The sequence below is a fragment of the Streptococcus sp. HMSC078H12 genome (assembly GCF_001814615.1).
Classification (GTDB): domain Bacteria; phylum Bacillota; class Bacilli; order Lactobacillales; family Streptococcaceae; genus Streptococcus; species Streptococcus salivarius_F.
The window spans coordinates 24,460-43,749 of the sequence record NZ_KV817320.1; the positions used below are offsets into that span (position 1 = coordinate 24,460).

Genomic DNA, 19,290 nt, shown 5'->3' on the forward strand with positions numbered 1-19,290 from the left:
AATGAGAAAGAAATTAATTGGGGTCCTCTTGATCCTTTTGGCAGCTTTGGTAATTGTACAAGACTATTTTATAAAATGGGAAATTAGTATTTGGATGTTGGCCTGGGTAGTCTTATTGGCAATTTTGTCCCTTTCTAGTCTTTTGAAGCGACATTTTGGTCTTGGTTTCGCCTATGGCATTGTGGCTCTATTTTCACTTAATGGACAGTTCCATTTTCTTCCAGTATCTAATTCGGTCCTTATCTTTTCTTCCATTCTTGCAGTTATTGGCTTGAACATTCTCTTCAATTCTTCTAGTAAAACAAAGAATCGTTTTGGACTGGGTTCTACTGGCTCAGACGCTAATAATGGTGGAAATGATATTGATGTCACTTTTTCAGCAGTGACCAAATATCTCAATGACCAGCAATTTACGCATGGGAGTGCGGATGTTAGTTTAGGACAGGCTTCCGTTTATTTGGATAATTGCCGTATTGAGGGGCCATCTGCCCAGTTTGATGTGGACGTTTCTCTTGGAAGTCTTAGTCTCTATGTGCCCAGTGATTGGCGAGTACATGTGAATGTGGATAACTCTCTTTCAGCTGTACAGCATGAGGAAAATCCTAGTAACCTGACTAGCAAGGACTTCTACATCAAAGGAGATGTTTCCTTGGGTAATTTAGAAATTATTTATGTTGGTGAGAGTTCGATTAATTAAGTTAGTGGAGGGAACCTCTGATTAATATAATACCTATTGTTTTATCTCATCTCCTGTGATAAGATAGGCTCAATCTATTTTCAGGAGGGTCAAGACATGGTTTCTACTATTGGTATTGTGAGCTTATCTAGTGGAATTATCGGTGAAGACTTTGTCAAGCACGAAGTGGACTTGGGTATTCAACGTCTCAAGGACCTTGGACTCAATCCTATCTTTTTACCTCATTCGCTAAAAGGCTTAGATTTTATCAAAGAACATCCTGAAGCTCGTGCAGAGGATTTGATTCATGCCTTTTCTGATGATAGCATCGACATGATTCTATGTGCCATTGGTGGAGACGATACCTATCGCTTGCTACCCTACCTCTTTGAAAATGACCAACTACAAAAGGTTATCAAACCAAAGATTTTTCTCGGTTTCTCGGATACAACCATGAACCACCTCATGTTGCATAAGCTAGGGGTCAAGACTTTTTACGGCCAATCATTTTTAGCAGACATTTGTGAGTTAGACAAAGAGATGTTGCTACATTTTCTAAAAACGTTCTAATGTAAAGTCTTTCCTTAGAATCCCGAGGTTTTGTCCTTGAATCCAAGTTGTTTTTCTGTTATACTAATAAAGTAATAAGGAGAAATATATATGACTAAACAGAGAATTAATCAAGTTGTTGGTTCAATTGGTGCCTTTATCGGGATTATTGTATTTATAGCCTACATCCCTCAAATTTTTGCCAATTTACAAGGGAACAAAGCTCAACCATTCCAACCTTTATCAGCAGCTGTCTCTTGCTTAATCTGGGTCATTTATGGATGGACACAAGAGCCTAAGAAAGACTGGATTCTAATCATTCCAAACTCAGCCGGGGTTATCCTTGGCGGACTGACTTTCCTTACTGCTCTATAAGAATACAACTACTATAAAAAGCAACCACATCGAGCGGTTGCTTTTTTACTATTTTCTCGATCTAAAAGTCTTCTTCTGACTCTAATTCTTGTTGTTTTATCTCATCTCCTGTGATAAGATAGGCTCAATCTATTTTCAGGAGGGTCAAGACATGGTTTCTACTATTGGTATTGTGAGCTTATCTAGTGGAATTATCGGTGAAGACTTTGTCAAGCACGAAGTGGACTTGGGTATTCAACGTCTCAAGGACCTGGGACTCAATCCTATCTTTTTGCCCCATTCACTAAAAGGCTTAGATTTTATCAAAGAACATCCTGAAGCTCGTGCAGAGGATTTGATTCATGCCTTTTCTGATGATAGCATCGACATGATTCTATGTGCCATTGGTGGAGACGATACCTATCGCTTGCTACCCTACCTCTTTGAAAATGACCAACTACAAAAGGTTATCAAACCAAAGATTTTTCTCGGTTTCTCGGATACAACCATGAACCACCTCATGTTGCATAAGCTAGGGGTCAAGACTTTTTACGGCCAATCATTTTTAGCAGACATTTGTGAGTTAGACAAAGAAATGTTGCCATATAGCCTCCACTACTTCAAGGAATTGATTGAGACGGGAAGAATCTCGGAAATTCGCCCTAGTGACGTTTGGTATGAGGAAAGAACTGACTTCAGTCCCAAAGCCTTGGGAACTCCTCGTGTCAGCCATGCAAATACAGGTTTTGACTTGTTACAAGGCAATGCTAAGTTCGAGGGGGAACTCCTCGGCGGTTGCCTCGAATCCCTCTACGATATTTTTGACAACTCTCTACACGCAGATAGCACAGACCTCTGCCAAAAATACAAACTTTTCCCTGACTTATCCGACTGGGAAGGAAAGATTCTATTGCTAGAAACAAGTGAAGAAAAGCCTGAACCTGATGATTTCAAAAAAATGTTGCAAACTTTAAAAGAAACTGGGATATTTGAGGTCGTCAGTGGACTCTTGGTCGGGAAACCTATGGATGAAACCTTCTATGACGACTATAAAGAGGCACTATTGGATATCATTGATAGCAATATCCCAATTGTCTATAATCTGAATGTCGGACACGCAACTCCAAGAGCGATTGTTCCCTTTGGAGTCCACGCCCATGTAGATGCAAAGAAGCAAGTCATTCGCTTTGACTATAACAAAGAAAGCTGAGATAAGACTCTCAGCTTTTTTTAGAAAGTAGGAGTATCTTAGTTGCTATAAAGCATGACACTTTAAGTGGATAATACTCCTGTATTTCTAAGTTCATCCAGTCTATCAGATTGATTGAGACTCAAGGGAGTGGGACAAGGAACAATTTTTAAAAAGTTGTTCGGTCCTACTCCCTTTTTTCCTATTTTATAGTCTCTTTATTTGTGATAATATAGTATAGTGAAAAAAACTAGACTGGAATAACTTTACTCTTTTGGAGTTTTATGTGACAGCGATGAATAGAGACAATCTAAGCGGATGCCTGCTTGGAGCTATAGTCAAGAAAACTCAAAATGAGGAATGAGGCTAGAAGGGAAATTGTTATGAGAAAAAAAGCGATTGGTATTGATTTAGGGACAACGAATTCCGTTATGGCTGTTGTTCGTGAAGATGTGCCAGAGATTATTCCGATGGGGACGAATGACGATCAGGTCTTACGTTCAGCGGTTTACTTCTCAAATATTAGTGGCCAAAACCATGTATCTTTTGGTAAAGAAGCCATCGAGCGTGGGACAGAAATCGGAAGTACAGAAAACTTTAAATTTGACTTCAAACGTGACATCGGGCGTCCGATTGCTAGTGATACACCAGACCACACACGTGTCAATTCTATTATTCTTTCGGCCTTGGTTTTGAACGAATTCCGTAAACGCGCCTATGTCGTTGGTCAGGAGATGGGACAAGCAGACGGTATCAAGGATGCTGTCATCACCGTGCCTGCCTACTTTACGTCAGATCAACGTGCGGCAACGAAGAATGCTGGTCGTATCGCAGGATTTAACGTCTTGCGTATTATCAATGAGCCTACAGCTGCGGCCATTGCCTATGCCCACACTAAAAGTGCCCAAGGAAATGTCTTGGTCTTTGACCTTGGTGGAGGAACTTTTGATGTTACCATCATGCGCGTGGCTGATCATGCCTATGATATTTTAGCGACTGACGGGAATTCACGCCTTGGTGGGATTGACTTTGATAAGCGTCTTGTGGGCTACATCATGCAGGAGTTGGAAAAACAAGGGGTCAATATGACTAACCTTTCCGAGAAGGAAAAAATTCAACTTCAATATAAGGCTGAGCAGATTAAGACTAGTCTATCTGTGAATGACCAAGCTCTCTATGAGCATTATGTCAATGGTCAAGGTTACGGTGTCTTGATTACTCAAGCAATTTTCAATGAAATTACCTTGGACCTCCTCAAAGATACTGAAATCAAGGTACAATCTACCCTTCAAGCGTCTGGCTTGAAATGGGAAGAAATCGACCATATCCTGCTTGTGGGTGGTTCAACACGTATGCCAATGATTCGTCAAATGATTCGTTTGATGAGTGGTTTGGAACCTAAGTTTGACCTTAATCCAGACACTATCGTGGCACAGGGGGCATCTATTTTGGCCGACCTTATCGTCAATAACGAGGTTAGCTTCTCTGAGCACCAGGATGGTAAGACAACTGAGACAGACAGAGTAGTTGTCAAGGATGTGACCTCTCAGGGAATAGGTCTGCTCTTCAAGAAAAATCCAAACAAGAACTACAGCTTTGTGGGTGACTACTATAATAGTGTCGTGGTTCCACGTAACTCGGTCTTGCCTTTGGCAGTGACCAAGGATCTCTTTGCGGTCGTGGATGGACAGAGTAAGTTCAAGCTTCGTATCACAGAAGGAAATTATGAAAATCCATTTGCTGTGAAGATTTTGGGACAAGTGGAAGGACAAGTGCCACAACCTCGTCAGAAAGGCGAGCTTTTGGCACAAGTCACCTATGCCTTCGATTCAGAACAAATTGTTACCGTAACAGTGTCTGATCCTCGAAGCAATACTGTTGTGGCACGCTTTTCAGTCAACGCACAAGTCAACCAAACCCAAGAAGTGGTTAAGGAAGACTTGTCAGAACTTCAAGCTATTTTTGCTAAATTTATCTCATGATAGACTACTACAAAGCAATTGATACAGAGACAGGACAGGAAGTATCTTATTTAAGAGAGGTCAGTAACCGTATCTCTCCAGAGATGTCGGCTCAAGATTGTTTCGTGGCACTTTCCTTTTTACGTGAAGAGCTGGAGGAGCTCTGGACAAATGGTACCTTGGATAAAGAGGGAGAGCGTTTGCGTAGTGAGCTCTACACGATTCGCTCAATCTTTTTCTCAGACCATGAGAAGTTACAATACGACCGAAAACTCAGACAGGCTCAGAGAAAGGCATTGGAAGCTGAAAAGGGGACGACCACTGATACTAGCAATGTAACAGGTAAAAAGGAAATCCCTTTTGAACCTGTTGCGGTGACTCAGACTAAAGAGTCATCTCTTAAAAATTACCTCTTTGCGGCCTTCGCCTTTGTGATTCTACTAAGCTTGATTCTCTTTTTCAATATCAATGTCATCGTTCTTATTATCGGAGCCATTCTAATTGTGGCTTTGATGTTACTTATGTCTTAGGAGATATTAATGGAAACCAATCAATTAACATTTGAACATATCTGTTTCAAATATAAGGGAAATGATAACCAGCTCTTTACAGATTTGGATGTTACTATGGAGACTGGCCAAGTTGTCGGTATCTTGGGTGCCTCTGGTTCAGGGAAAACAACCTTAACTGAGATTCTCCTTGGCCAGCTTAAACCGACTTGCCAACAATTTCGTATTTTAGAAAATGGCAAACCTGTGACTGCGGGTTCACGCTCTTGGTCCTATGTACCTCAACAAAATCTCCTACGTGAGTACCTCAAGGTATCTGAGACCTTTGATTTTTATGCGGACCACCATCTGAAAGGGAGTGGTAAGCTGACTAAAAAGCATCGCATTGCAGGCATCATGGATGATTTAGGCTTGACGGAATTTGCTAATAAGAAGATCTCAGAGCTTTCTGGTGGGCAAAAACGCCGTGTCTCTATTGGTATTGAGCTTCTTAGCCCTAGTCCCTACTTTATTCTTGATGAGCCATCTTCAGGTTTGGATGCCCTTAGTGATCGTAATCTCTTACGTACCTTGAAAATCTTGGCTAAATCAGCTAACAAGTCTATTGTGGTTATTACCCACAACACAGAAAATTTGGCTATTTTTGACAAGATTATCTTCTTGTCTAAGGGACGTCCGACATTTGCAGGGACTTATGAAGAGTTGCTTTTGGAATACAAGACTAGCGATCCTTATATGATTCGTAAATATATGGATATGAATATCGCAGATATCTACCAAGAGCTCAATGCTTCAACACGTATTTACAAGATTTAGGGAGACTTATGAACGCAGCATTACGATTAAGTTGGTATAAATTTAAACACCACTACATGGATTTTGTGAAGGTTCTTCTGGGCATTGTCGCTTTCGAAGGCTTAATCCTCTATATTCAGGACAAGGGATTTTTGAAAGATTTCGAAACAACTCGAATGACCCTCTTTCTCTTGCTTTTTTCAACCAGTCTCTTGATTGTGGTTCAAAACAGTATTTATATTTCTAAGGAACGCTCGGTCCTCAACCGTGACTTTTTCTCAGGTTTGAGTCGTTCGGCCTTTGCCTTGGCTAGTATGGGGATTCACGCCTTCTTTGCCGTTTTGGAAACTATTGTCTTTATCCTATCTTACTCTGTTTTTAGTAAGTTCTTTGACAAGGAGTTTCCAGACGCTGGTCATATTTTTGGTTCCTACCGTTGGGAAGTTGGGATTACAGTGCTTCTGGTTTTCTTGGCTTCGCATTTCATTGCCCTTTTTATCTCAGCCTTGGTTGGCAAATCTGAGATTACCTCTGTTATCCTAGCAGTTGTTGTGGGAATCATGCAATTTTCATTGTCAGGAACTATCCTATCTTTGCCAAAAGCGATTGATTGGGTACAAAAATTTATCTATCTAGGTTATGGGCACAAGCTTTTTGGGATTTCTAGTGACTTGTCAGACTTGCCATCTAGCTTGGCTAAGTACAGGGTCCCTGTTCCTAAGAGCCAGTTGGAGGCTTTTCAAGGGTCTACAGGTGAATTCTGGGGCCAATGGTGGGCTTTGGTACTTCATTGCCTCGTTTATGCCCTACTCTTTTTCGTCACACTTCAGAAGAAGGAGAAATAAATGCAACAATATGATGAATGGCTGATTGACTTCCAAGTGCAGTATGGTCGCAAGCCAAGTGATAAGGAAGTTGCCGAAGCTGCTAAGACTGGTTTTGCTCTTTCTAGTGGTTTGAGCAGACAGAAAAATTCTAAATTCAGACAAGTTTTGTCTAAGGTTGGTTTGGGTGATCTCAAGTTTAGCTGGTTTTTAGTTTTGGAAATTTTGCTCTTGATTTGTATCGCCCTCTTTGGCTATGTTGTTGGCTATCTATTTATCTAGGAGGACCTCATGAAACAGTTTAAACATAAAAAGTTTATCGGTTTGGCCTTGCTTGTCTTTTTGGTCTTCATGGTACTTGGAAAATACACTCAGAGCACGGCTTTTACATCGTCTTCAAGAGTTTATGCCACAACCGTTGTCGATAAGAATACCGGGAACAAGGTGCGTTTTGAAGTTCGTAAGATCAAGGGAGACAAATACGAAGTCAAAAATACGGAGACCGGGGATACTTATCAGGCTAATGCCCAATCCGGCGAAGACCGTTCTTTGAGCTTTAAGTTGCCTGGAACTAACGGTAGCTCAGACGGTACTATCCGTATCACACCAAGTATGGTACCTGGAGGAGATGCGAAGGTTGAAATGACTGAATCAGATACCTATACTCAGGTTGAGGGAGGCTCTGAAGTCGTTGAGTCTAGCGAGGCTTCGTCTAGTTCTTCAAGTAGCCAAGTTAAAAGCATTATTAAGGATATTTTGGAATCAAGTAGTTCATCCTCTGGTAGCGATGCAAGCTCAGAATCGTCTTCTAACGATCCAAATAAGCCAAATGCAGATATCAAGACTAAGACTGATGTCAATGGTGATAAGGAAACCACTTATATTGCAGACTATTCGACTGAAGACATTAAGTCCATCACGGAAGCCTTTGGGAAATGGCTTTATCAGTCTGATTATGCCAAGGATGCTGTTTTAGTTCAAAGCAGCTTTGACAGTATTACCAAGGTCAATGATGGTAGTCCAACCTTCCTTTCATTTAAGGCACCTAAGGAAAAAGGTAGCAGCCAAACGATTACCATCCTTGCTAATCTCATCAATGCGGATGGCTATGAACATATTACTGGTGTTCCGAGTGGTATCATCAATGGCAAGGAAGTCTCAAACTATGATTTTAAGGACTACAAAAACACGGTTGATTCCTTTGCTTTAGGGATTAATGACAATAGTGGTAAGACCGCAGACTATAGCCCGACATCATCCTTCCGTCTTTATACCTTGAAGGATAAGAAACATGCTATGTATGAAGACGATGCTGCTGAACAAAAAGCCCTCTTTAAGGACTTCTCAGCTGATGACAAGACTGGTGGCAATTATAATGGCTACAACAAGCTCTATAAGGATTTGGTTGACCAAGATAAGGATTCTTACCAAATCGTTCTAGGTTCCAACGGTACCGTTTATTATGTGACGAACTACTGGAAGGGTAATTACGATAAGAAGGCTGTTCAGACCTATAAGGTAGCACCAGATGACATGCAAGAGGCTTACCAAGAGTTGCTCAAGCATTACTCTAGTGCTGACAAGTCTGAAAGCTCAGAATCTTCAAGTTCTTCACAGTCATCAGAGTCATCGTCAAGCTCATCAGAAGCTAAGACAGAATCAAAAACGGAAACCAAGACCGAGCAAACAGGCATGGATGTTAATGCTATCAAGGATAATAACTTCCAAAGCCTCGAAGGTACTTGGAAGAATGGGAATGGTAGTAGTTTGACATTTTCTAAGAATCAAGTAACTGCACCAACAGATTATGAGGTTCAAAATGCTAATTCCAGTCTTGAAAATGGCTACCTGAGAGCGAGCCTAAGAACAGGAATGTATGGCGCAATAATCTTTTTCATCCCTAAAGGTACGACATTACCGAATGTGTCAGGAAATAATCCTGATGCTTCAGATAATACTAAAGACCGTATCCTAGTGACCCAATCAGGGGATGCACAATCTGACGCCAAACAATTCTACTACAAGGCTGACTAGACTTTAGGCTTAAAAGTAAGTCTCAAAAAAGTAGTTTTATAATCTAAAAGTTGAGATAAAATTGTCTCAACTTTTTTATGTTACATTTGTAACTTTAATTTAATAGTAAGTCTATCTTCTATAAATAAATGGATTCTTAGAGGTATTATAGACTTTATTAGAAAATTAATTATTGTGAAAACTTACAAAAAGCTATATAATGAGTAGTGTTGTAAAAAGGGCTTCCTAGGGGATTTTTGAGGAAGTTTCTTAAATCAGATTAGAGGGAGAGGGGGAAAAGAATGACTTCTATTATTGAATCGCTACTTGCTGTTTTTAAAGATTTTCATTGGCTGGTATCTATAGACACGCTCTTGATTTTCTTTGTCAATTATCTGATGTTTCATGCAGCTGGTAGGGTCAAGATTTCTTGGTGGCTACTTTTATTAGGTGGTCTTTTGTCAGTTGTTGTGACTCCCCTTCTTCCTATGGGATTCAAGTTTTTACTTAATCCTCTTATTTTATTTTGTTTTAGTTATTACAAACGTCCAGACTTGCCATGGATAGAGCCGGTATTTAATAGTTTTTATGCCTGGGGGACAACCAATATCATTATACGAGGCTTGTCATTAATCGTCTTTCCTTTACTTTTGGGAGCCGACTTGATGAGCCGTATTCCAGAATCTTTAACGGAGTTTATATGTGTGGTAGTTACCTATCCTCTTTACCTTTTGGTTCACCGTTTTATTGGTTATGAATATTTGCAGGTCGAGGAAAAGGAGCGCTTACGCATTCACTTCACCCCTATTGTTATTGGGGTTAGCTTTGCCTTTCTTTCATACGGGCTTCTAAATGATTTCATGCCTTACTTTGCTAGTATCTGGCCTGTGGAAGTGGTTAACAATTATGCCAAGTTGATCGTTCTATTAGCAACAGGAGCCTTCTTCATTGTTGTTTCCTATGCTAACCAGTGGATTAAGGATGAACTTTTTCTGGAGTTGAAAGAGGAGCAGGAGCGTCATTTCCAGAGCTTACAGGAATCTAGTAGGCATATCCTCCATCTTTATCAGGAGCTATACCGTGATGGAGTGCCTAAGGTAGTCGTACCTAAGAAGGCTAAAACCGTTCTGGCTACTAGTCAAGAGGGAGACACTCAGAACCTATCTGATGAAGAGGTTCCCTTCAGCAAGGTTATGCCAGATATTTCTAACCTGCTTTCTCAATTGTTACGTTCCGTCATTGAGAGTAAGTATATGGAGTTTCATGCTGTTGGCGTTGATTTTATCATGGAGGTTCCAGACCCTATATCCCCAGTTCATATCGATGTGGTGGATTTATCAGCTGTTCTAACGACCTTCTTGGACAATGCCTTGTTGAGAGCTCATGGTCAAGAAAATAGTTTAGTTCGTATGTCTTATTACCAAAGAGGTGAGGTCCAGGTCCTCTCTGTAGAGACAACCCTTTCGCAAGATAGTGCCAAGGCGCCCCACGAGGCGTATGAGAGTCACTTATCAATCAATGAGCAGCTCGAAGATATTATGGAGCGTTACCCTCAGTCTAAACTTAGCTTTAAGAATGATAAGTTCATCTATAGACAGCAATTTGAATACTAAAGACTTGTAAAAAAAATATAGAAAGGAGATTCGATGTTTGAATCGTTTTTGGGAATAAATTTTTTAAATCTCTATGATACAGATGCCTTTCTAGCCATTCAGCTTATTTTAACTCTGACGATAAATTGTGCCATTTTCAAACGAATGACAGACATTCGTATCTCCTGGACGGTCTTCTTGACCTTAGCCCTGTTAGATGTAGTCATTCAGTATAATATTACTAACATGATTATGGTTTTTGATGTCTTTATCCTGATGATTTTGGCCTTTCTTGCTAAAGGGAAGACCTTGTCGGTGACCCAGTATGCTTTTCATACCTTGTTTCCAGTGGTGACGTCAGATTTACTTTATCGTTTATTGGGACTCTTCTTTATTCCCCTTCTCTTGAATCTCCCTGTCGCTGAGGTAGGGTCAAATGCTCTTTTCTATCTCTTATCTTACGGTTTGATTTTGCCACTTTATTTTGTATTTGATCGTTTCTTGGGCTTGGATTTGAAGCGTTGGAAGGTCTATAGCGATGACTCTTTCCAGAACCTCCAGATTTCTAGAAGAGTTGCTATAGCAATGGCCATTTATTTATTGGGAATCTATCTCAGTGTGAATTTAGACAGTTGGTTCCTCGGCTATTCTTCAGAGGTGGAATTGAGATTTCGGATGCTCTGGGTTCTCTTGTCTGCAGTGGCTTTCATTTTCCTAATTGCCCATCTTAATCAACTGTCTCGGCAGTATTTGGAAGAGAGTTTGGCCATGGAGGAAAAGAGGCATTTGAATAGTTTGACCAAGGCCAACCAAAAGATTGATCTTCTCTACAATGAGTTGTTACAATACAGACAGTCTTATCAGACGGTTGTGGAACAATTTTCAGAGGAAGTACGTGACCAGGAAGAGGCTCTTGCTGAACAGGTGTACCAGAATGTCCTTAGAGAGAGTGCCAAGGAGTTTGAGCGTTTCCGTGTCGTTGATAATCCTAAGCTGGAAAATATTCAGTCCCTCCCCTTACGTAGTCTTCTTTCGGCTCGTATGATGGAGGCTAAACGTAGTAATATTCCAGTGACTTGTGATATTCCTGAGGAGATTTCAGGGTTTACCATGAATGTGGTTGACTTGACCTTGCTGGTGTCTATTTTCTTTAGTAATGCGATTGATGAGAGTAAGCAGGTACCTGCCAGTCAAATCAATTTTAGTTTCCATCGACATGATAAGGATGGAAGTTACCATTTCGTCATGGAAAATAGGACGCGAGAAGAAAAAGTTGACCTTGATGCCATTATGCAGGAAGAAAACCAGAAGAAGACCTCAGGTCTTAACCTCCACTCAGCCAAGGATATTCTTAGGAAGTATAGTGATGCCAATTTGATTACAAGCAGTGGTGATTACCTCTTCAAACAGGAATTGATTTTTAAATAAAGATGTAGAGCTAAATCAGAGGATTTGGCTTTTTTTTTTTAGGTACAGGTCCATAAAGGAGGGCTCTTTGATGTTGAGCTTGTGCTTATGTGTGAAACTTAGTACATCGGAGGAGAAAGGGGCGAGGGAGGAGTCTGATTGTTGCTTCATTCTGTGTTATAATAGCAAGGATTAGTGGTTGTTAGCACTAAGTGAATGGCAATTCTTACTTAGTCTAACGACTGGTGTAGAGATAAGAAAGGGACGTCTTATGAAATTACTTTATACGGATATGTCTCAGGATTTAACAGAAATTCTGACGGAGCAGGCAACCAGCTATGCTCAAAAGGGAAAGAGGGTCTTTTATATTGCCCCTAATGCCCTGTCATTTGAGAAGGAGCGTAAGGTCTTGGAATACCTGCCTCAGTCAGCATCCTTTGAGATTACGGTGACTCGTTTTACTCAGATGGCGAGATATTTTATTCTCAATACGAGCAACCCAAAGACTCAGCTGGATGATACTGGTCTGGCAATGATTTTTTACAAGGTGTTGTCGCATATGGGCGATGATGAGCTCAAGGTTTATGGCCGTTTGCGCAAGGATAGTAACTTTATTAATCAATTGGTAGACCTTTATAAAGAGTTGCAGCAGGCTAATATGACGGTTCTGGATTTGCAGCATTTGGATCAGGTTGAAAAACAAGAGGATTTGCTCAGGATTTTCAGTGCGGCTCAGTATCTCTTGTTGGCAGGAGATTTTGATAATCAATCAAAACTCAGTGCCTTCTTCAAGGAAATTACCTCAGGCCATCTGGATAAGGCCCTGAGTGACACGGTTTTGGTCATTGATGGCTTTACGCGTTTCTCTGCCGAGGAGGAGGCCCTAGTTGCCCTCTTGAATGATAAGTGCCACCAGATTGTCATTGGGACTTATGCCAGTCAAAAAGCTTATAGGGCTAACTTTGTTTATGGCAATGTTTATCAGGCCTCAGTGGATTTTTTGAGAACTTTGGCTCAGACCTATAAGGTGACACCCGACTATGTGACGACAGACAAAGAGGGCAATTCTTCTTTTGCGCGCATTAGTCGTCTTTTGGAGAGCCGTCATGATTTTAGTACGATGGATGAGCAGCTGACTGCTCAGGACAAGCAAGCCTTGCAGGTCTGGGAAGTGGTCAACCAAAAGGAAGAGGTGGCTCAGGTTGCCAAGAGTATTCGTCAGTTGCTGGCAGATGGCAAGCGCTATAAGGATATTTTGGTCTTACTTGGTGATGAGGAGAGTTATAAGCTTCAGGTGGGGCAGATTTTCCGAAAATTTGATATTCCCTATTATTTCGGTAAGGAAGAAACCATGTCTAGCCATCCTTTGGTACAGTTTGTGGATTCGCTGGAACGTATCAAGCGCTATAATTATCGTGCCGAGGATTTGCTTAATCTCGTAAAATCCGGTCTCTATGGCGGTTTTGCTCAAGAGGATTTAGATCTTTTTGAGTATTATGTCAATTTTGCAGACATCAAGGGGCGTCACAAGTTCTTGTCTGATTTTACGGCCAATAGTCGTGATAAGTATGATTTAGACCAGCTTAATGCCTTGCGCTCACAACTGGTAGAGCCCTTGGACAAGTTGCTTAATAGTCGCAAACAAAAGGGTTCTAGTCTACTCAAGAAACTAGTGGTCTTTTTAGAGGTTGTGCAAGTGCCAAGCCAAATGGCTAGTTTGACTGCCAAGGCCAGTGAGGCGGAAAAAGAACAGAACGAACAGGTCTGGAAGGCTTTCACACAACTCTTGGAGCAGGTTGAGACTATTTTTGGGGAAGAAACACTGTCAGTGGACGACTTTTTGTCCATTTTGCGTTCAGGAATGTTGGCCTGTGATTACCGTACGGTCCCAGCCACTGTCGATGTGGTCAATGTGAAGAAATACGATTTGATTCAACCACATTCTGCTCCTTATGTTTTTGCCTTGGGGATGACCCAGTCACATTTTCCAAAAGTAGGTCAAAATAAGAGTCTCCTGTCTGATGAGGAACGTAGTCGTATCAATGAGGCGACGGATGAACACAGGAGTTTGGATATTGTTACGCAGAGCAATAGTCAGCGGGGGCATTTTGTAGCTATGTCACTTTTTAATGCGGCTAGTGAACAATTGGTGCTTAGTCAGCCACAAATTCTCAATGAGACTCAAGATGACATGTCGGTTTATTTGAAAGAGCTGCTTGACCTTGGACTTTCTTTGGTTGAAAAGGGACGTAATCGTTTTGAGGCTAAGGGGGACCAGATTGGGAACTACAAGGACCTTCTATCAACTGTCATTGCCCTTAACAGCAGTCATCTAGATGCTGATTTGGATAAGGAAACGCAGACTTTCTGGTTAGTTGCTGTGCGTTATCTCCGTAAGCGACTTGATAAGGACCAAGTCTTGATTCCAAATGTGATTGACGATGTGACGACAACCAAGGTGGATGATCAAGTCATGCAGCTAGTCTTTCCGGGGGAAGAACCACTGAAATTATCAGCCTCGGCTCTGACGACCTTCTATAACAACCAATATCTTTATTTCTTGCGTTATGTTTTGGGGCTTGAAGAGTTGGAGTCCATTCATCCAGATGCTCGACACCATGGGACTTACTTGCACCGTGTCTTTGAGCGTGTCATGGGTGATTCTTCGTCAGAAAACTTCGATGATAAATTGGAAAAGGCTATTGCTCAGACCAATCAGGAACAACCCTTTGAACTTCTCTATACAGAGGACCAAGAGAGTCGCCTGTCTCGTCAGATTTTGGAAGATATCGCTCGTTCAACTGCCAGTGTTTTGCGTGATAATGCGGCTGTTAAGGTTGAGCGTGAGGAAGCCAAGTTTGATTTGCTTTTAGCAAATAGCATCAAGATTACAGGGATTATTGACCGTGTGGACCGTTTAACGGATGGGGCTCTGGGTGTCGTTGACTACAAATCAGGTAAAAATGTCTTTGACATTCAGAAATTCTACAATGGCCTCAGTCCGCAGTTGGTAACCTATCTAGAAGCCCTCCGCCAGACCTATAAGGTTGATGCTGATCAGCTTTTTGGTGCCATGTATCTTCACATGCAGGACCCACAGCTTAGCTTAGCTCAGTTTGGTCTGGATAAGCTAGCAGCTCAGGCTCATAAGGAATTGACCTATAAGGGACTTTTTGTGGCTTCAGAAACAGAGCATCTGGCTGGTGGAAACTATGATTTACAAAAGACTGTCACCTATGACAAGGAGGACCTAGAAAACTTGCTAGACTACAATATCAAGCTCTTTACAAGTGCTGCTGAAGTTATTCGAAGCGGGAATTTTGCGGTTAATCCTTATACCGAGGATGGCAAGTCTGTTCAAGGGGATCAAATCAAGGCAATTACTCATTTTGAGGCCGACCGCCACATGGGACAGGCTCGAAAGCTCCTGCGTTTACCAAGTAAGGGCAAGAAGGAAGCTTATTTGGAGCTGATGGCAAAAGATGAGGACTATAATGAGATGCAAGTTGCTGAAAAAATCGTCCCCTTTCTAGTCACTGATCAAGCTGTGACAGCAGACAAAAAAGACCAGGAGGACAACCATGTTGACTAAAGCTTTTTTAAGTCCAACAGAGATTAAGGAACGCATTGCCCAAGAAGCAGCTTCTGACAAGGAACGCAAGTTAACACCTGAGCAGATTGAGGCCATTTACAGTAATGGTAGTAATATTCTTGTGTCAGCTTCGGCGGGATCAGGAAAAACCTTTGTCATGGTTGAGCGTATCCTTGATATGATTGGACGTGGTGTTGGCATTGACCAACTCTTTATCTCAACCTTTACGGTAAAGGCCGCAGGTGAGTTAAAAGAGCGTCTGGAAAAACGTCTGACAGAGCAGCTGGGACAGGTAGAGACAGATGAAGAGCGTGCCTTTCTTTCAGATCAGATTGCCAAGATTGGAACGGCTGATATTGGAACTATGGATGCCTTCACCCAGAAATTGGTCAATCAGTATGGCTATCTCCTGGGTGTGTCACCTATTTTCCGCATTATGACAGATCCTGCCGAGCAGACACTTATGAAAAATGAGGTTTATGCCGATCTTTTCAACGATTACATGCAAGGGAAAGATGCCCAACTTTTCCAAAAATTGGTCCGCAACTTCGCAGGAAATGGCAAGACTAGTAAGGCCTTTCGTGATTTAGTTTACGATGTCTATAACTTTTCTCAGGCTACTGCGGGTCCTGAAAAATGGCTACGTCAAAATCTTTTAAAAGGGCAGGTAGAGGCCAATCCAGAAAAGGCTAAAGCTGAGCTTTTAGAGGGTCTCAAAGATGGCTTGTTGGCTGATTTCTTAGACTTCTTAAGAGACCATCTAGGTCTAGCTCAGCGTGAGTTTGCCAAGGCCAAGTATCTGAATAATGTGTCAGATGCCATTAGCCTTCTTGAAGGAGCCTTGGCCAATGACCAAACGGATATGGAGGACTTGCTCAAACAACTCTTGACTTTGTCAGGAGGTACTGGTTTGACCAATATGACCCGTCCTAAAGACGAGGAACTCAAGGCCTACAAGGAAGCTTACAACAAGACCAAAAATGAGTTTGTGGCCCAGTTGCGAGAGGTTGATACCCAGCTAACGGTCCTCGAGGTTTTGACCAAGCATAATGATGACATCCTACCTCTGTTGGAGTTGCTTCAGGCCTTTGTACTTGATTTTTCGGACCAGTATTTACAGGCCAAGATTCAGGAAAATGCTTTTGAATTCTCGGATATTGCCCATTTTGCCATCCGTATTTTGGAGGAAAATCCAGAGGTGGCAGCCAGCTACCGTGACCGTTACCATGAAGTGATGGTAGACGAGTATCAGGATAATAGCCATACCCAAGAACGTATGTTGGAACTCCTATCTAACGGCCACAACCGATTCATAGTGGGAGATATCAAACAATCCATCTATCGTTTCCGTCAGGCAGACCCTCAGATTTTTAATGGCAAGTTCCAGCTCTTCCTTGAAAATCCAGATGCAGGTAAGTTGATTCTTCTTAAAGAGAACTTCCGTAGTCAATCTGAAGTTCTTGATGCGACTAATGGTGTTTTCAGCCACCTCATGGACCAGGAAATCGGGGACATCCTCTATGACAAGACTCACATACTGTTAGCGGGTAGCGATAAGCAAAAAGAACCCCATCCTGAAAATGAGACAGAAGTTCTGATTTACAATAGTGATGAAGCTAGTGTGACTCCTGACGAGGAAGGTGCTGATCAACCTATCAGTAGTGGCGAGATTTCCTTGGTTATTAAAGAAATCATCAAACTTCACGAGCAGGGTGTCCGTTTTGAGGACATTACCCTTCTAGCACCAACCCGTAACACCTATCTGGACTTGATGGCAAATTTCGAGGAGCACGGAATTCCCTTGGTTCCTGACGAGTACAAGTCAAGCTACCTAGAGTCACTAGAAGTTATGATTATGTTGGACACCCTTCGTGCCATCAATAATCCTCTCAATGACTACGCCTTGGTTGCCCTCCTTCGTTCACCTATGTTTAACTTCAACGAGGATGAGCTGGCTCGTATCGCTGTTCAGGCTGATAAAGGACAATTCTATGACAAGCTTCTTGCAGCTCATACTAAATCAGGACTTCATCCAGAAGTCGTGACGAAAGGACTTGAGGCCAAGTTGACTCTCTTCATTGAGACTCTGGCAGATTGGCGTGATTACAGTAAGTGGCACTCGCTCTATGACCTCATCTGGAAGATTTACGACGATCGCTTCTATTATGATTATGTTGGCAGTCTTCCACGAGCTGAGCAACGTCAGGCCAATCTCTACGCCCTTGCCTTGCGTGCCAATGCCTATGAAAAGACTGGCTTTAAGGGACTTTCTCGTTTTATTGGTATGATTGATAAAATCATTTCTAGCGGTAACGACCTAGAGGAAGTGACAGACTTGGTTCCCAAAAATGCTGTTAGCCTCATGACCATTCACAAGTCCAAGGGACTAGAGTTCAAGTATGTCTTTGTCTTGCAGATGAATCGCAAGTTCATTGGTCACAGCAAGGATGGCCTAAGTGGTAAGTATATTATCAACCGTGAAAAAGGACTTGGCATTAAGTATCTAGCTGATCTCAAAGACCAGGTAAACACTAATTTGCCTAAGTTAAATGTTGTTCTCGAGACCTTAACCTTCCAAGAAAATCGTAGGGAAGAGCGTCGAGCAAGTATCTCAGAAGAGATGCGTCTGCTCTATGTTGCAATGACCCGTGCAGAGAAAAAACTCTACCTAGTTGGTAAGGGCAGTAAGGAGAAATTGACCCAGCAATTTGGCACGGATGTTGAAAATAATCGCCTACCAGTAGCTCTACGTGACCAAATCGCTACTTATCAGGATTGGGTTATGGCTTTGGATACTGCCTTTATGAGAAAGGATCTCAAGTTTACTGTTCGCTTTGTTGAGGCTGAGGAGTTGACTCCAGAGGCTATTGGTCAGGTTGAAGTTCAAGCGGCAGTAGATGCTGATGATCTATCTAACAATCGCCAGACGGAAGACATTAAGCGTGCCCTAACGGTCTTAGAAAGTGTTGAAAAACTCAACCAACTTTATGCACCAGCGATTGACCTGCCATCTGTGCGTACGCCCAGCCAGCTCAAAGCCTTCTACGAACCTGTCATGGATACCGAAGGGGTGGATATTATGGACAAGAAAGAGGAGGTGCAACCTCTTGAGACATCCACTAGCTTTGAGCTTCCAGATTTTGGGCAAAAAACCAAGGTCACTGGAGCTGTAGTTGGTTCAGCCACCCATGAACTCATGCAACGTTTGATTCTTTCTGACAAGGTGGCTCTTCAAGATTTGACACAGGCCTTGAGTCGAGTATCGGCAGATAATCAAGTCAAGGCGCGTGTGCAGTTAGAAAAGCTACTAGGCTTTTTTGACACCGAACTTGGAAAGCTCATTCTAGCTAACCGTGATAAGTTGCGTCGCGAAGCACCGTTTGCTATGTTGGCAGAAGATCCAACTAGTAAGGAGGACTTTGTCGTCCGTGGTATCATCGATGGCTACCTACTTCTTGAAGATCGTATTGTCCTCTTTGACTATAAGACAGACCGCTTCACTCAACCTAGTGAGCTTAAGGAACGCTACAAAGGGCAAATGAGCCTCTATGCTAAAGCACTCAGCCAAGCCTATCAAATAGATAAGATTGATAAATACCTTATTCTCCTAGGTGGAAAAAACTTGGAAGTCGTAGAAGTATAAGCTATAGCATAACCATTCTTTCAGAGTGAAAGAGTGGTTTTTTGTCTTTCAATTCCACCAAAAAAGACCGGTGTGCACACACCAGTCTTTTCGATAGATTTCCATCAGTATTGTAAGTTCGTTAAAATATTAGAGGATGGAAATAGTTATGAAAAAAAGTATCTTGTAGGTTGCTTAAGCCTACAA

General features: G+C 41.9%; 13 protein-coding genes and 1 pseudogene. All 14 read left to right on the forward strand.

Going from position 1 to position 19,290, the window contains the following annotated elements:
• The first annotated feature begins 1 nt into the window (after position 1).
• Positions 2-697 (forward strand): hypothetical protein, encoded by a 696-nt coding sequence (locus HMPREF2979_RS04490; RefSeq protein ID WP_070655345.1) that lies wholly within the window; start codon positions 2-4, stop codon positions 695-697.
• Positions 698-793: 96 nt separating this feature from the next.
• Positions 794-1,237: pseudogene (locus HMPREF2979_RS04495) on the forward strand (LD-carboxypeptidase); the annotation flags it as partial.
• Positions 1,238-1,336: 99 nt separating this feature from the next.
• On the forward strand, positions 1,337-1,600 hold the full coding sequence (locus HMPREF2979_RS04500; RefSeq protein WP_008535551.1) for a SemiSWEET family transporter: 264 nt from the start codon (positions 1,337-1,339) through the stop codon (positions 1,598-1,600).
• 151 nt (positions 1,601-1,751) lie between these two features.
• A complete protein-coding gene (locus tag HMPREF2979_RS04505) occupies positions 1,752-2,789 on the forward strand; it encodes a S66 family peptidase (RefSeq protein WP_070655347.1) in 1,038 nt (345 codons plus the stop codon).
• Positions 2,790-3,151: 362 nt separating this feature from the next.
• On the forward strand, positions 3,152-4,750 hold the full coding sequence (locus HMPREF2979_RS04510; protein WP_037598455.1) for an Hsp70 family protein: 1,599 nt from the start codon (positions 3,152-3,154) through the stop codon (positions 4,748-4,750).
• Positions 4,747-5,259 carry a hypothetical protein gene (locus HMPREF2979_RS04515; protein ID WP_070655349.1) on the forward strand — a complete coding sequence of 171 codons (513 nt, stop codon included), beginning with the start codon at positions 4,747-4,749 and terminating at the stop codon, positions 5,257-5,259. Before HMPREF2979_RS04510 ends, HMPREF2979_RS04515 begins: the two co-directional genes overlap by 4 nt.
• Before the next feature lie 9 nt (positions 5,260-5,268).
• Positions 5,269-6,054, forward strand: coding sequence for an ATP-binding cassette domain-containing protein (locus HMPREF2979_RS04520; RefSeq protein ID WP_070655351.1), 786 nt, complete (start codon positions 5,269-5,271; stop codon positions 6,052-6,054).
• Between the two features lie 8 nt (positions 6,055-6,062).
• Entirely contained in the window at positions 6,063-6,878 is an 816-nt protein-coding gene (locus tag HMPREF2979_RS04525) for an ABC transporter permease (RefSeq protein ID WP_002891777.1), read from the forward strand.
• A complete protein-coding gene (locus tag HMPREF2979_RS04530) occupies positions 6,879-7,139 on the forward strand; it encodes a hypothetical protein (RefSeq protein WP_002891774.1) in 261 nt (86 codons plus the stop codon). It begins immediately after the preceding gene.
• Positions 7,140-7,148: 9 nt separating this feature from the next.
• Positions 7,149-8,891: a DUF6287 domain-containing protein gene (locus HMPREF2979_RS04535; protein ID WP_070655352.1), complete on the forward strand. Its 1,743-nt coding sequence runs from the start codon at positions 7,149-7,151 to the stop codon at positions 8,889-8,891.
• A 281-nt stretch (positions 8,892-9,172) separates the two neighbouring features.
• A complete protein-coding gene (locus HMPREF2979_RS04540; protein WP_070655353.1) occupies positions 9,173-10,483 on the forward strand; it encodes an ATP-binding protein in 1,311 nt (436 codons plus the stop codon).
• A 33-nt stretch (positions 10,484-10,516) separates the two neighbouring features.
• Positions 10,517-11,890: a GHKL domain-containing protein gene (locus HMPREF2979_RS04545; RefSeq protein WP_070655355.1), complete on the forward strand. Its 1,374-nt coding sequence runs from the start codon at positions 10,517-10,519 to the stop codon at positions 11,888-11,890.
• Positions 11,891-12,140: 250 nt separating this feature from the next.
• Positions 12,141-15,461: an ATP-dependent nuclease subunit B gene (gene rexB, locus HMPREF2979_RS04550; RefSeq protein WP_070655357.1), complete on the forward strand. Its 3,321-nt coding sequence runs from the start codon at positions 12,141-12,143 to the stop codon at positions 15,459-15,461.
• Positions 15,451-19,104, forward strand: coding sequence for a helicase-exonuclease AddAB subunit AddA (gene addA / locus HMPREF2979_RS04555; protein WP_070655359.1), 3,654 nt, complete (start codon positions 15,451-15,453; stop codon positions 19,102-19,104). Before rexB ends, addA begins: the two co-directional genes overlap by 11 nt.
• The last annotated feature ends 186 nt before the right edge of the window (positions 19,105-19,290 follow it).